The sequence below is a fragment of the Paenibacillus luteus genome, assembly GCF_006542765.1.
In the GTDB taxonomy this organism is placed as follows: Bacteria; Bacillota; Bacilli; order Paenibacillales; family Paenibacillaceae; genus Pristimantibacillus; species Pristimantibacillus luteus.
The window spans coordinates 58,421-71,506 of sequence record NZ_SKCD01000013.1 but is presented as its reverse complement, the minus strand read 5'-3'; the positions used below and the strand labels follow the sequence as shown (position 1 = coordinate 71,506).

Sequence of the window (13,086 nt, the reverse complement as noted above, 5' to 3'; positions counted from 1 at the left end):
TAGTCTGGATTCTTCCTTTGCTTATACGTACATATACACCGTTTTATCAGCTTTGAAACAGCAGCAGCATATATTTTTTTCGATATAATTATTTACTCATCTAACAAGGAAATCTTACTTCGTAGCAATCATCACCATGCAGATATCATCTTTTTGATCCTCGCTGCTCTGCTCTGTTACAAACTCACGAACAGTAGTCGAATGCTCGCCAGGGGCCTGTCCAACCAACTGATTGATTAGAATATCAAGCTTCGCTTCTTCATCCTCACCGAGCGACTCACTTAATCCATCGGTATACAAAATAATTTTCATATCGTCGAGGTAGGAAAGGCTTGCTTTGGTAATATTGATGTTTTCAAATAAGCCAATCGCACAGCAGCCTTCGGTAAGCAGCGTTACCTGATCCCCGATCAACAGCTTCCCGGGAGGATGTCCAGCGTTAACATATTGAATCGTTCTTGCTTTCGTATCCAACACTAAGTAAATGGCCGTAAAATAATAATTAAGAAGCTCCTCTTTCTTGTAAAGCTGATTCATATAGCGATTAAGCTCTTGCATCACCAAATCCGGTTCGGTAATACGTGTAATGGTATCCTTAAGGACAGAAGAGATGTACATGCAAACCAAAGAAGAAGAAATGCCATGTCCCATCATATCGAGCAGAATAACGCCATATCGGTTATCATCTATACGGTACCAACTGTAAAAATCACCAGCAAGCTCAGTAGAAGGCTGATAAATAGCACTGATATCTACATTATCATCATGAATGGGCTGGCTTAATACATTTCTTTGCACTTTTTTGGCAAGCTCCAGCTTAAATTTCACCTGCTTGTCTCTTTCCTTATGCCAATCCATTTCCTGCTTCAGCCTTAAGGAGGAGCGAATGCGCGCTAGAAGTTCCATCTTATTAATCGGCTTCATCACATAATCACTTGCCCCTGCATCAAGAGCCTCGGCCATTTTGTTAGAGTCCCCAAGCGCAGTCACGAATATAATGGGTACATCCTTATAGCGATCCGTCTGCAAAACCCGCTTGCACGCCTCCAAACCATCAATCTCTGGCATCATCATATCCATTAAAATAAGATCCACGTTTGATTCTGCAATGGTGTCTGAATCCAGATCAAGCATCGAGTACAGCTCCATGGCTGAGGATGCTATTTTTACATCCCCGTACCCTGCTTTGTTTAAAATAGCCTTAATAATAATTTGATTCGTAGCATTGTCATCCACGATTATAATACTCATATGCAGGCTCCCTTTTACTCCAGTCTCTATCCTTATATATTGAGCTCAACGAAACATGGAGTCAACTTTAAATGCGATAAATTTGAGCAAGGTGAAACGGCTGTGCCATCCTTTGGCGGCGCGTTTCATTCCGAGAAATATAGAGAAGGATGGCGAAATCATATACTCTCCTATATTTTAAAAGGCCTATCCTCGCGGATAGGCCTTAATATGCGAATCTCTAAGCAATCAGTTAAACGACGTAGTGAGGGTAATAGTACACTGCAGGGTCAAATTCTTCCCCCGTATACTCCTTGCCTCCCCATGCAATGACCAAAATTTTATCCTGGTCCATTTCACGTTCTAGACGCTGCGCGTCTTGTTCTGATATGCCGAGCGACCGCATTTTCGCCCGCAACTCGTCTCCAGTTGATCGGAAAATATTTGCGATAGCTGTTCCAAGGCCTTCTTCTGCCACGCCGATTTTTCCCGCGTCCGTATTCTCCACGATCCGCTTCGTCCGGTCCTTGTCATGGGTCAATACATAGATCCGATCCTTCGCATAACCTTCTGTTTGGAACTTATACACCTGCTCCTGAACCTCGACAGGATTGTTCACCGTATGCACCTTTGTATTGGATAGATTATTCATTGTAATTCCTCCTCAAATTTTTATAATAAATGTCCTTCTTCTTTCATCAGCTGCCAGATCAATCTTAATTGGTCTCACACCTCCCTAAGCGAAGTTAACTGACTCGTCTTCGGCCAACGATGAGAGATACGATAAAGAGTACGACGAATATGACGAATAGAACTTTTGCTATTCCAGCTAATGCGGAAGCAATTCCCAAGAAGCCGAATATGCCTGCAACGATTGCGAAGATGAAAAATAATAATGCCCATCCTAACATTGGAATCACCCTTCCTTCGATTCTGCTTTTTGCTAACTTGTCATGTTATTAACCAGCCTGTTTCCCTTTGAAACAGCGGAATTTATTGGCATTGAACAAAATAGAAGGCTATTAATGAAGAAATAAATATACGAAATTCGAATGATATTTTCGTTGTTTCAGATGCTTCGGATGAGGTTAAGAGACAACACCAAACAAATCGATAATAGAAAAGGCTGGTGATGATCGATGGAAAAGCAACGTATACACGTTAATGGCATCGATTTAGGCTATGAAGAATGTGGAAGTAGTCAAGGAAGTGCAATCGTATTGCTTCACGGCTTTTGCGGCTCATCTCAATACTGGCAAAAAATATGTCCGATGCTGGGTGACCAGTACCGTGTCATTATCCCGGACCTTCGTGGCCATGGTGAATCCTCTGCACCTGAGGGGACCTATACAATGGACATTATGGCTGATGATATAGCAGCTCTTCTCGAGGCGCTTGAGATTGAAAAGGTTGTTATGTTTGGTCACTCATTAGGCGGCTATGTAACAGCTGCCTTCGCAGATAAATATCCGGACAAACTTGCTGGCTTCGCGCTTATCCACTCTACCGCATTGCCAGATACTGAGACAGCCAAAGAAAAACGAGCGGATGATATTGCAGAAATTCGCGAGAAAGGCGTTTCGAAGTATCTATACGGAATCATTCCTAATTTGTTTACCGATGAGAAGCTTGGCGAAATGCGCAATGAGGTCAACGATATGATTGGCGTAGGCCAGCAAATGGAAGCTGGCGCGGTGATCTCTACCCTAAAAGGAATGATGCACCGCCCGGACCGCAGCCATGTGCTTGCGAAAGCGAAATTCCCGGTGCTGCTTGTTGCTGGTGCCGAGGACGGCGTCATCAAACCTGATGACACGTTCACCGTAACCAACCTTAATCAGCCGGAGACAACTTATAAATACCCGCATATTTTGGAGACCACCTTCGAAGATGTGGGCCATATGAGTCTAGTTGAGGTTTCCGATCAACTCGCTAGAGTGATGTCTACTTATTTAAAAACACTCTCAGAGCGTGAGAAAACAAGAAAAGAAGGTTCCACTGAGGAGCCTGCAGATAAAAAACCGTATTTTCTTCATTGAGGGTTTCAAATGCAAACCAAACGGGTATATAAGAATAGGCAGTTAACCCCCTATCTAACTGCCTTAAAATAACTGGAGGTGCTAGCTACTATGAATAGTACGAATACTTCTTATCGAACGGGAGAAATTGTTGAGCATGCTGGGAACTACATTTCAGAATCAGGCAAGAAGGATCAGCTCAAAAAGGGAGAAAAATTCCCTGCTTGTCCTCTTAGCGGTAATGAAACAACTTGGAACCTTACCGATTAATGCAAAATAAAAGTATGAGAACCATATCGAAGGGCTGTTTCAGAAGGTAGAGCATCTACTTTTTGGGGCAGCCCTTCTGGCGTTTTTATTTTTCTCTTTTCCTCCACTCAACTTGTATGGTAGTATGTTAGTGTACGACGGAAGGGGTTACCTTTATGCAATTCAACTTACGTACGCAGCCTATTTCGACAAGGGATGCGGTATATATGCAGCTTAAAGAACAAATATTGAAGCTCGAGCTCGTGCCGGGAACGCCGTTATCGGAGAATGAAACTTCCCTCCTGTTTAATGTTAGCCGTACGCCAGTAAGAGAGAGTTTCCTGCGGCTTGCCCAGGAAGGTCTCGTCCAGGTGCTCCCGCAACGCGGCACGTTCGTATCTCTCATTGATACTGTACTTGTGGAGGAAGCGAGATTTATGCGCGAGCAGCTGGAGAAAGCGGTTATTCGTCTGGCTTGCAGTGACTTTCCTGAAGCTTTCCTTGCACAGCTGGAGGAAAATCTCAGCAATCAGCAGGAATGTATCCGCAAGAAGGATGACAAGAGCATGTTCGAGCTGGACGAGCATTTTCATCGTATTTTGTTTGAGGGCTGCAGCAAAAGCAACACTTGGTCACTTATGCAGCAAATGAATGCCCACCTTAATCGGAGCCGTATGCTCAGGCTTGTCGATGATCACAATTGGGAGCATCTTTATGAGCAGCACCGTAGGATGGCCGATGCAATCAAGCTCCATGACAGCGCGGCAGCCGAACAGCTCATGTCGGAGCATCTCGCTCTAAACATTGCCGATCAGGCACTGCTGAAAGAAAAATATCCGAATTATTACATCTAACAATGGAGGTCTAGTTAAGCATGAAAATGACGTTCAGATGGTTTGGGGAAGGCAACGATACCGTTCCTCTCCACTATATTAAGCAGATTCCTGGAACAGACGGCATTGTCTGGTCGCTTCATGATGTACCCGCAGGCGAAGAATGGCCAATGGAGAAAATACTTGAGATTAAGCAGCAAGCAGAAGCTGCCGGGTTACATATCGATGTCGTTGAAAGCGTTAACGTACATGAAGATATTAAGCTTGGCTTGCCTTCCCGTGACGTGTATATCGAAAATTACAAACGGACGATTGAGAAGCTTGGAACCGTTGGCGTAAAAGTGATTTGCTACAACTTTATGCCGATTTTCGACTGGCTGCGGACCGATCTGCAGAAGCCAATGGGCAACGGCGCTACCGCACTGTTTTACGAGAACAGTCGTATCGCAGATGCTGACCCTTTCCGCCTTGTGGAAGAAATCAATGCGAATTCAGCGCTGACGATGCCCGGCTGGGAGCCGGAGCGGCTGGCTCATTTATCGAAGCTGTTCGAAGCCTACCAAGGCGTGACTGAAGAGCATTTATGGGAAAATCTGCGTTATTTCTTAAATGAGATTATTCCTGTAGCCGCTCGCAGCGGCATTCGAATGGCCATCCATCCGGATGATCCGCCATGGCCGGTCTTTGGCCTTCCGAGAATTATGACTTGCCAGGAAAACTTCCGAACCTTCTTGAAGCTATACGACAGCCCTTATAACGGGATTACGCTTTGCAGCGGTTCGCTTGGAGCTAATCCTGACAATGATATCCTAGCGATGATCCATGAGTTTGCCGAACGGATTCCATTCGCGCATATCCGAAACGTCCGCGTCTACGAAAATGGTGATTTTATTGAGACCTCGCATCGTACGGAGGACGGCACTGTCGATATCGCGGGAATCGTTCGCGCTTATCATGAGATTGGTTTTACTGGCTATGCTCGGCCCGATCACGGACGTCATATTTGGGATGAGCAGTGCAGACCTGGATACGGATTGTATGACCGCGCGCTCGGCATCATGTATCTATGGGGCTTATGGGACGCAAATCAGCTTCATGCCGGAAAGCAGGTGACCGGCTCATGACTCAGCTTCCCAAGCATGAATCGTTAACTGGCAAGGTAGCCGTCGTTACGGGAGGCGCTGGCGTATTATGCCGAGTGATGGCGCTTGAGCTTGCTCGTCAGGGAGCCAAGGTGGCGATTCTGAATCGCACGTTGGAGAAAGGCGCTGCCGTCGCTGAGGAGATATGTGCAGCTGGCGGAGAAGCCATTGCGGTTTCGTGCGATGTCACCAGTGTCGAGAGCACCCAGGCGGCAGGCGCGAAGGTACTAGCAGAGCTGGGACCTTGTGATATTTTAATCAATGGGGCCGGCGGTAATCATCCCAGTGCCAATACGACGAACGAGACCTTTAAACCGGAACATTTGCACGCAGAGGGAATGACAACGCTGTTTAATTTAAGCGTAGAAGGCTTCCGCAGCGTAATGGATCTCAATTTCGTTGGGACACTTATTCCTACTCAAGTGTTCACAGAGCAAATGCTGGGACGGACCGGTGTGACGATTATTAATATTTCGTCCATGAGTGCACCCTCCCCAATGACAAAGGTGCCCGCATACAGCGCTGCCAAAGCAGCCATTGTTAACTTTACGCAGTGGCTGGCTGTTCACCTTGCAGAAAGCGGCATTCGCGTTAATGCGATCGCCCCGGGTTTCTTCTTGACGGAACAGAACCGCAAGCTGCTCTTGAACGAGGACGGTTCGCTAACCGAGCGTTCAGGCAAAATTATTTCCCATACGCCAATGCGCCGTTTCGGCAAGCCAGAAGATCTGCTTGGCGCTTTATTATGGCTCGCAGATGAGGCAACATCCGGTTTCGTGACTGGTACGACCATTCCCGTTGATGGCGGCTTTCTGGCCTATTCGGGCGTTTAAACACCTTATTTGAGCAAACGTCTCCCCTCTTGTTCTTCTGTATGAGATCGGCAGTATTATGCCACCCTACAGTAGGAAAGGAGGGGATTAATCATGTCATCGCCAAAAAACCGCCGCGAGAACGCCTGGCATCAGCGGAAACATACACAGCAGCCTCACGGTAAAGTGAAGTCGTTTGAAGAGCTTAGCCAAGAAGCTAGTGGCAAAGATAAGCCCGAAGCTTAGGACCGCAGTTGGTTTGGCAGTTGGTTTGGCAGTTGGTTTGGCAGTTGGTTTGGCAGTTGGTTTGGCAGTTGGTTTGTTCGGTTCCAATCGACACCCCATACCTAATCGCAGTTGTAGCTATTAAAATCACAAAAACCACGATTCCAAGCCTTGGCTTAGGATCGTGGTTTTTGTGTATTGCTGCTTTGATTAGTACTCTGCAAATACCGCATCAAATGCGGAAGCTGCCTTAAAGTCAAGCTCCGTAAGGCCGCCATCGCTCCATGTCGTTAAGCGCAGCGTAACCATTTTATAATCAATAGCTATCAAGGGATGGTGGTTCAACTGCTCTGACGCCTCAGCTATCCGATTGACGTACGCGACAGCATTCAAAAACGTACGAAAACGGTATTTTTTGACGATCCACTTGACGTCCTCCCGCTTCCAGCCTTCGTAATTGGACAGACTGCTTTCAATTTCCGTCTCGGTAAGCTTCATTCTTAATCCTCCCGCTATGTGGTATTGGTTTCAATGAAGTTTAGTTAGGCTGTTTCAATAGCGTATAATAAGGATAATTATTAAACAAGCAAAAGTATGAAAGCGAGGACTTATGGATGGGAATGACAGGATATTTACAGCAGGTTTCGATGCCGCAATTGGACTCACTCCTTGCTCGTTTGGATGAATTAAATGGAATTATCGTTCATGAGGATTTTGATGTAGAAGCGCTTGATATCGACAAAGCTTGGCATGGCATTCATTTTATACTTAACGGAAGCTCCTTCGATGGAGAAGAACCACTCGTGTATACCATACTTGGCGGGACACCTGTGGGAGCGGATGAGGGGCACGGTCCAGCCAGATATTTGACAGATGGACAGGTAAGAGCGGTAGCGGAGGAACTTTCCCAGATCAATCATGAGGAGCTCGAGAGACGCTTCGATCCCGAGCAACTCAGTGCAGAGGGAATCTATCCTTCAGGTTCTGAATGGAACGACGAAGAGGATAAGGAGTATGTGCTCAGCTACTTTCATGAAGTGGCAGCGTATTACACCGACGCGGCAAGCAAAGGTTATGGCATGATTTTATATATGATGTAGTGATGCATTGATTGGTCTGATTTGAGATGTGTGAAATGCTGGTTTGATGCATTTGGTTATACAAGATGATGTGTTAGGTGATTTATTTCATCTTTTAGATCATCTTTTAGATCATCTTTTAGATCATCTTTTAGATCATGTATTAGGTCATGCATAAGGTCATGCATAAGGTCATGCATAAGGTCATGCATAAGTGTTGTGTTAATTATTAAAGTTTAATTATACAATACGTTTTTGTCATGACGTAATGAAAAGCAACCAGCCGTTCACTTCTCGATGAGGAGTGGGCGGCTTTTCGTGTTGGCATGGAGTAGAGTGAATGGCTTGGATAGTATTGTCACAGCGACAGCTTTCGGTTATGAATGCTATAACAAAGAATCTCCAAGATACAGTTCCTGTTCGGGAAGCTATCTTGCACTTTCTCATTAACTTCATACAATATAAGCCTGTTTGGCAAGCTATATTGTACCTCCGCATCATAGTTCCTATTCAAAGGAGCTTTTGAGCTCGTTGTCGGCCTATAATCATTCCTATCCTGCAGCTGTACAATATAGCCTATACAAACTAGGGGTACGGAGGCTCTGTCCTGCAAAAGTGCAAGATAAGATATACTTACTTCTAATTCACTTTATAGCAAAATTGCTTAATTCCCATGTTGTAAACGAAGCATGCTCGGAACCACCTAAACACCATTCAACTGTATGGGATTTCGACTAACTATCATTCATCAAATTTGAGCAGTTTGGGCATATCAACTAACTGTCATCCATCAAATTTAAACGGAATGGGCATATCAACTAACTGACATTCATCAAATTTGAGCAGTTTGTGCATATCAGCTAACCGTCATTCATTTAATTTAAACGGAATGGGCATATCAACTAACTGTCATTCATCAAATTTAAACGGAATGGGCATATCAACTAACCGTCATTCATCAAATTTGAGCAGTTTGGGCATATCAGCTAACCCTCATTCATCAAATTAGCCCAGCTTGTTTGAGTTAACATAAACTTCAGCAGCATTTGAACGATATGAATTTCAGCCTGTTTAATTTGAACTATGCAGCTCATAAAGATCACGCACATCGCAATTCAGCGTATTGGCTATAGCTATGGCAGCTTTAAGCGGCATGATTCGTTTATTGTCAATGTAATCACCTATACGCTCGGGACGGATAAGCAGCCCAGCAGCAAGCTGTTCCTTAGATAAACCGGCTTCAGACAAGCGCTGTTCAAGCAAACATGAGCCCAACTCAATTTTCATCGTGCCTTGTCCTCCCCGTTATCATCGTATGGCCTAGCTTAACCATGTGCGCTTTACATTAAAACCTCACTATCCTTTTTACGCATCTGTTGGACATAGCCTGATCAAGCAATAGAAAGAGCCGATTGAATGATTCAATCGGCTCTTTCTATTGCTCCCAGTCCTCACTCTTCAATCATCTTCCTAACTGTTGAGCCCACCTGCAAGAGTATCCAGCACGATCTGCACATGAAGCTTGGCACCTAGGACGAGAGCCTCCTCGTCCAAATCGAACTGCGGATGATGCAGCGGATGAACAATTCCTTTTTCCTTGTTGCCCACACCGATCAACACCATCGCTCCAGGCGCTTGATCTAAATAATAGCTGAAATCCTCGCCAGCTAGGCTAGGCTGTTCTAATACGCTGGACTTGTTGCTGCCGAACACTTTCACGCCGGCACGCTGCACTAGCTCTACCGCTTTCTCCGCGTTAAGCAGCGCCTTGCCCATTCGGAACTTTGTTAGTGCCTCCCCGCCAAACCGCTCAGCGCAAGCGGCTGCGCATTGCTCAATAATGCTCCGAATCCGCTCAACCGTATCCGGCTCGAAAGCGCGGTAAGTTCCCTCTACTTCGCCGGATTCGGCAATCGCGTTAATGACCGTCCCTGCTTGCAGCCTGCCAAAAGCAAACGCGATCGGCTCAAACGGATTAACGGCGCTGGCAACTGCCGCGCGCGACTCGATCACAAAATGTGCTGCCATCAACAGCGCATCGGCAGCTAAATGCTGGGCGCCGTGATGACCCGATCGTCCTCGGAACGAGACCTGAAAATGCGAGGAAGCTGCCATTGCATATTTGCGGTGAACCGCGACTTCGCCGACCGGAATGCCCGGCCAAACGTGAAAGGCAAAAGCGGCGGATACCCCGTCCGCCGCTCCGCTTTCAACCATATCGCGCCCGCCGCTTAGCAGTCTGCCGTCCAACGGGCTTTCCGCTGCGCCTTCCTCTGCTGGCTGGAAGACGAACCTGACCTCGCCAGCAATCTCCTCACGGAACCGACTTAAGCCGTAAGCCGCAGCTAGCAGCATCGTCACATGTGCGTCATGGCCGCAGGCATGCATGGAACCATCGATACTTGACCGATAGTCCACCTCATTCCGCTCCTGAATCGGCAGAGCGTCCATGTCGGCTCTCAGCAGGATCGTCTTGCCCGGCTTGCTGCCCCGCAGCACGCCGATGACTCCTTTGCCGAAATGCTTGCCCACTTGGCGCTGCACCTCAAGTCCATAGCTATCAAGCAGTTCTGCAATTCGTTCCGAAGTCCGATCTACGTTATAGAGCAGCTCGGGCTGGCTGTGGAAATCACGCCTAAGCGCAATCCATTCCTGCTCTTTTTCCTCCAACAGCGTAAATATCGGATTCGCTTTGTCCATTTAGCTATTCACTTTTTCTTCTTGCTTCGTATAGCGGTTAGTCGGAACGGGCAGACCTAGGTTGCCGCGCAGCGTATCCGATTCATACTCCGTACGGTAAATGCCGCGTTCTTGAAGAATCGGAATAACTAGCTCAACGAAGTCGTTCAAGCCGCTCGGAATAGAGGAATGAATAATGAAGCCGTCTGCTGCTCTCTCATCATGCCATTGCTCAATAAGATCAGCCACCTTCTCAGGCGTACCAATGAATTGGCCGCGTGGTGTTGCCGATTGCAGCGCAACTTGGCGGAGCGTAAGGTTTTGTTCCTTGGCATTTTTCTTAATTTTGTCGGTACCGCTGCGGAAGCTGTTATGTCCGAGATCGCCAAGCTCTGGGAACTGCTCATCCAGTGGGTATTGCGAGAAGTCATGGTGCTCAAAGAAACGGCCCAGATAGTTCAGCGCATTTTCAATCGTAACAAGCTCTGCCAGCTCTTGATATTTGCGTTCAGCCTCTTCCTCCGTACGTCCAATGATTGGTCCAATGCCTGGAAGAATAACAATGTCATCTTCTGAACGGCCTTCAGCAACAGCACGGTCCTTGACATCCTTATAAAAGGCTTTGGCATCCTCAATGTTCTCATGACCCGTAAAGACCGCATCCGCTGCCTTGCCAGCCAGCTTCTTGCCGCTCTCTGATGACCCTGCTTGGAAAATAACCGGATGACCCTGCTTCGAGCGGGCAATGTTAAGCGGTCCTTGAACGGAGAAATATTCGCCCTTATGGTCCAAACGGTGCAGCTTGGATGGATCAAAGAACACGCCTGATTCCTTGTCTCTCACAAAAGCATCGTCTTCCCATGAATCCCATAAGCCGCGCGTAACCTCCAAGTATTCTTCAGCGATCTTGTAACGCTCGTCATGCGTAGGATGGTCGGTTTTGCTGAAATTGCTCGCAGAGCCCTCAAGAGGAGAAGTCACTACGTTCCAGCCGGCACGGCCACCACTTATATGATCGAGCGAGCCAAACTGCCGTGCTACGGTAAACGGCTCGCTATACGAGCTGGAGAGCGTTCCAACCAAACCGATCTTCGAAGTAGCTGCAGCCAAAGCGGATAAAATCGTTAGCGGCTCAAAGCGATTCAAAAAGTGCGGAATCGATTTTTCGTTAATATATAAGCCGTCCGCGATAAAAACAAGATCGAATTTCCCCGCTTCAGCCGTTTGCGCCTGCTGCTTATAAAATTGAAAGTTTACGCTCGCATCCGCCGGTACCTCGGGATGACGCCAGGCTGACACATTGCCTCCCACTCCATGAATCAATGCGCCAAACTTAATTTGTTTGCGATTCGCCATTATAAACAACCTCCCAATTCGATTATGATCATCCATGAATGCCTCCGAAAACGTTACCTTCCACCAACAGAATTCAGATGAGTTCAGAATGCCGCCAAACTCTTTGATTTCCTTTTACATTTAATGGATAAAATAAGAGCTGCAAGAAGAACGATTCTTTCTCCAAAAAGATCTTCGCACTCACTTTGCTTAAACTACATTTTGTATGTTCAATTTAAATAAATCTTAAATCGACCTAATAATTAAACCTTATCACTCAACCATCAAGCTTCCAGCAATGCCGCTTGCTTGAGCTGCAGCCGGTAGCTTTTGACCAGTGTCTCGCCATTCATAATATCTTTGTCGAACGCCCGCTCGAAGCCTAATCGCTCATACAACCGAACGGCTGAGTCCATCATGTCGGAGGTATGGAGGTGCAGCGTTTCCGCTCCCCAATCGCGAGCCAGCTTGGCGCTGGTCCGTATAAGCTCTGTTGCTACGCCATAGCCGCGGGCTTTCTGTGATACAGCTAGCAATCGAATGATGGGAGAATGAATCTGAAGATCCGAACGTCCATAGGCAGCTTCAGAGGAATCGAACAAAAATACGCTGCCCACAACCTCATCGTCCAGTACGGCGACTAATCGTTCCTTTGTTTCCGCTCCTTCGACCGATGCCAAAATACTGTCCCTGTACTGAATCCAATATGGCTCAGAAAGCACCGACGCATATTGACCGTAAGCATCAAGCAGTACCTCCCGGGTCGCATCGCGATCCGCAGGCTCCGCCTGGCGTATGATAAGGGCTTTACCTGACATGATTCCTCACCCGCTCTCCACGAAAAATAATGTATAAAACCATTCCATAAAATAGTGAAGCTGGAGGTAAATGAATTGTATGGTTAGAACCAATCGCGCAGCTGGAGTTAAGTAAAACAGCTTCATTTGCTTCAATTACTTAACAAATGAACAATCTGATTTCCTTGCTTAAACCACGCGGCTAGAGTTAAGCGATTCTGATTCTCCCTGTTTAATTCGGCGAACTTGAGCCAGATGATTCTGTACATGAGCCACAAATGCAGGCACGATAGCAGCAATCGACACCGGCTCGCCTTTAAAGTTGATGCCAGTCTTACTCCACTCTTCGTCAGTTAAGCGGCCAAACAGCAAGCTGTTGTATTGAACGAACGCTCGTGCCGCAACAAGAATGTCTTTCGCATCACCTTGATTGGCATGCTGGCCGGATACCCAGGCATCCTGGTTAAAGATCGGCAGCCGCACTTCAGAGCCAGCCAATATTTCGCGAATGCGGAACGATACGATAATGCTGTGGTCAACCAGATGCGTTAGCACTTCCGTCACGCTCCAGGACTCCGGGGCAGCCTTCCATTTGAGCTGTTCTTCCGATAGGCCCTCAATTTCTTGCTCGATCTGATCATAGGCCTGCAAATATGCTTGAACATCGACAGTTGACTGGCTCATGTA

General features: G+C 46.8%; 16 protein-coding genes. 7 read left to right on the top strand and 9 right to left on the bottom strand.

Going from position 1 to position 13,086, the window contains the following annotated elements; translation table 11 throughout:
* Positions 1–114: 114 nt before the first annotated feature.
* From E0496_RS12350 to E0496_RS12340, 3 genes are all read right to left on the bottom strand, one after another.
* On the bottom strand, positions 115–1,251 hold the full coding sequence (locus E0496_RS12350) for a SpoIIE family protein phosphatase (protein WP_141502002.1): 1,137 nt from the start codon (positions 1,249–1,251) through the stop codon (positions 115–117).
* 232 nt (positions 1,252–1,483) lie between these two features.
* Positions 1,484–1,882, bottom strand: coding sequence for a YflT domain-containing protein (locus E0496_RS12345; RefSeq protein WP_175598051.1), 399 nt, complete (start codon positions 1,880–1,882; stop codon positions 1,484–1,486).
* A 94-nt stretch (positions 1,883–1,976) separates the two neighbouring features.
* Positions 1,977–2,141 (bottom strand): DUF1328 domain-containing protein, encoded by a 165-nt coding sequence (locus E0496_RS12340; RefSeq protein WP_139995697.1) that lies wholly within the window; start codon positions 2,139–2,141, stop codon positions 1,977–1,979.
* Positions 2,142–2,369: 228 nt separating this feature from the next.
* On the opposite strand from E0496_RS12340, the gene E0496_RS12335 reads away from it, so the two are divergent.
* The 6 genes from E0496_RS12335 to E0496_RS36515 all read left to right on the top strand — a co-directional run bounded on the left by E0496_RS12335 (position 2,370) and on the right by E0496_RS36515 (position 6,530).
* Positions 2,370–3,269, top strand: a complete 900-nt coding sequence (locus E0496_RS12335) for an alpha/beta fold hydrolase (protein ID WP_141502000.1) — start codon at positions 2,370–2,372, stop codon at positions 3,267–3,269.
* Positions 3,270–3,359: 90 nt separating this feature from the next.
* Complete coding sequence (locus tag E0496_RS35560) at positions 3,360–3,518, top strand: hypothetical protein (RefSeq protein WP_161601392.1); 159 nt, start codon at positions 3,360–3,362, stop codon at positions 3,516–3,518.
* Positions 3,519–3,673: 155 nt separating this feature from the next.
* Positions 3,674–4,351 carry a GntR family transcriptional regulator gene (locus E0496_RS12330; RefSeq protein WP_141501999.1) on the top strand — a complete coding sequence of 226 codons (678 nt, stop codon included), beginning with the start codon at positions 3,674–3,676 and terminating at the stop codon, positions 4,349–4,351.
* 20 nt (positions 4,352–4,371) lie between these two features.
* The gene (uxuA, locus tag E0496_RS12325; RefSeq protein WP_141501998.1) at positions 4,372–5,454 is read left to right on the top strand and encodes a mannonate dehydratase; all 1,083 of its coding nucleotides are present in this window, start codon (positions 4,372–4,374) and stop codon (positions 5,452–5,454) included.
* Positions 5,451–6,305, top strand: a complete 855-nt coding sequence (locus E0496_RS12320) for an SDR family oxidoreductase (protein WP_141501997.1) — start codon at positions 5,451–5,453, stop codon at positions 6,303–6,305. Before uxuA ends, E0496_RS12320 begins: the two co-directional genes overlap by 4 nt.
* A gap of 93 nt (positions 6,306–6,398) precedes the next feature.
* Positions 6,399–6,530 carry a DUF6254 family protein gene (locus E0496_RS36515; protein WP_241674751.1) on the top strand — a complete coding sequence of 44 codons (132 nt, stop codon included), beginning with the start codon at positions 6,399–6,401 and terminating at the stop codon, positions 6,528–6,530.
* 189 nt (positions 6,531–6,719) lie between these two features.
* Here E0496_RS36515 and E0496_RS12310 read toward each other — a convergent pair whose 3' ends face one another.
* The gene (locus E0496_RS12310) at positions 6,720–7,007 is read right to left on the bottom strand and encodes a 4a-hydroxytetrahydrobiopterin dehydratase (protein WP_141501996.1); all 288 of its coding nucleotides are present in this window, start codon (positions 7,005–7,007) and stop codon (positions 6,720–6,722) included.
* A gap of 116 nt (positions 7,008–7,123) precedes the next feature.
* On the opposite strand from E0496_RS12310, the gene E0496_RS12305 reads away from it, so the two are divergent.
* A complete protein-coding gene (locus E0496_RS12305) occupies positions 7,124–7,609 on the top strand; it encodes a YfbM family protein (RefSeq protein ID WP_141501995.1) in 486 nt (161 codons plus the stop codon).
* A gap of 1,050 nt (positions 7,610–8,659) precedes the next feature.
* Here the strand turns inward: E0496_RS12305 and E0496_RS12300 are convergent.
* From E0496_RS12300 to E0496_RS12280, 5 genes are all read right to left on the bottom strand, one after another.
* Positions 8,660–8,875: a helix-turn-helix domain-containing protein gene (locus E0496_RS12300; RefSeq protein WP_141501994.1), complete on the bottom strand. Its 216-nt coding sequence runs from the start codon at positions 8,873–8,875 to the stop codon at positions 8,660–8,662.
* Positions 8,876–9,058: 183 nt separating this feature from the next.
* Positions 9,059–10,288, bottom strand: a complete 1,230-nt coding sequence (locus tag E0496_RS12295; RefSeq protein WP_141501993.1) for a M20 metallopeptidase family protein — start codon at positions 10,286–10,288, stop codon at positions 9,059–9,061.
* Positions 10,289–11,623 (bottom strand): LLM class flavin-dependent oxidoreductase, encoded by a 1,335-nt coding sequence (locus E0496_RS12290; protein WP_141501992.1) that lies wholly within the window; start codon positions 11,621–11,623, stop codon positions 10,289–10,291.
* A gap of 263 nt (positions 11,624–11,886) precedes the next feature.
* The gene (locus tag E0496_RS12285; RefSeq protein ID WP_141501991.1) at positions 11,887–12,423 is read right to left on the bottom strand and encodes a GNAT family N-acetyltransferase; all 537 of its coding nucleotides are present in this window, start codon (positions 12,421–12,423) and stop codon (positions 11,887–11,889) included.
* Between the two features lie 165 nt (positions 12,424–12,588).
* Positions 12,589–13,083, bottom strand: a complete 495-nt coding sequence (locus tag E0496_RS12280; protein WP_141501990.1) for a DinB family protein — start codon at positions 13,081–13,083, stop codon at positions 12,589–12,591.
* Positions 13,084–13,086: the final 3 nt, after the last annotated feature.

Coding starts and splice junctions, on each gene's coding strand:
- E0496_RS12350 (WP_141502002.1), bottom strand. CDS start 1,251: ATGAGTATTATAATCGTGGATGACAATGCTACGAATCAAATTATTATT.
- E0496_RS12345 (WP_175598051.1), bottom strand. CDS start 1,882: ATGAATAATCTATCCAATACAAAGGTGCATACGGTGAACAATCCTGTC.
- E0496_RS12340 (WP_139995697.1), bottom strand. CDS start 2,141: ATGTTAGGATGGGCATTATTATTTTTCATCTTCGCAATCGTTGCAGGC.
- E0496_RS12335 (WP_141502000.1), top strand. CDS start 2,370: ATGGAAAAGCAACGTATACACGTTAATGGCATCGATTTAGGCTATGAA.
- E0496_RS35560 (WP_161601392.1), top strand. CDS start 3,360: ATGAATAGTACGAATACTTCTTATCGAACGGGAGAAATTGTTGAGCAT.
- E0496_RS12330 (WP_141501999.1), top strand. CDS start 3,674: ATGCAATTCAACTTACGTACGCAGCCTATTTCGACAAGGGATGCGGTA.
- uxuA (WP_141501998.1), top strand. CDS start 4,372: ATGAAAATGACGTTCAGATGGTTTGGGGAAGGCAACGATACCGTTCCT.
- E0496_RS12320 (WP_141501997.1), top strand. CDS start 5,451: ATGACTCAGCTTCCCAAGCATGAATCGTTAACTGGCAAGGTAGCCGTC.
- E0496_RS36515 (WP_241674751.1), top strand. CDS start 6,399: ATGTCATCGCCAAAAAACCGCCGCGAGAACGCCTGGCATCAGCGGAAA.
- E0496_RS12310 (WP_141501996.1), bottom strand. CDS start 7,007: ATGAAGCTTACCGAGACGGAAATTGAAAGCAGTCTGTCCAATTACGAA.
- E0496_RS12305 (WP_141501995.1), top strand. CDS start 7,124: ATGGGAATGACAGGATATTTACAGCAGGTTTCGATGCCGCAATTGGAC.
- E0496_RS12300 (WP_141501994.1), bottom strand. CDS start 8,875: ATGAAAATTGAGTTGGGCTCATGTTTGCTTGAACAGCGCTTGTCTGAA.
- E0496_RS12295 (WP_141501993.1), bottom strand. CDS start 10,288: ATGGACAAAGCGAATCCGATATTTACGCTGTTGGAGGAAAAAGAGCAG.
- E0496_RS12290 (WP_141501992.1), bottom strand. CDS start 11,623: ATGGCGAATCGCAAACAAATTAAGTTTGGCGCATTGATTCATGGAGTG.
- E0496_RS12280 (WP_141501990.1), bottom strand. CDS start 13,083: ATGAGCCAGTCAACTGTCGATGTTCAAGCATATTTGCAGGCCTATGAT.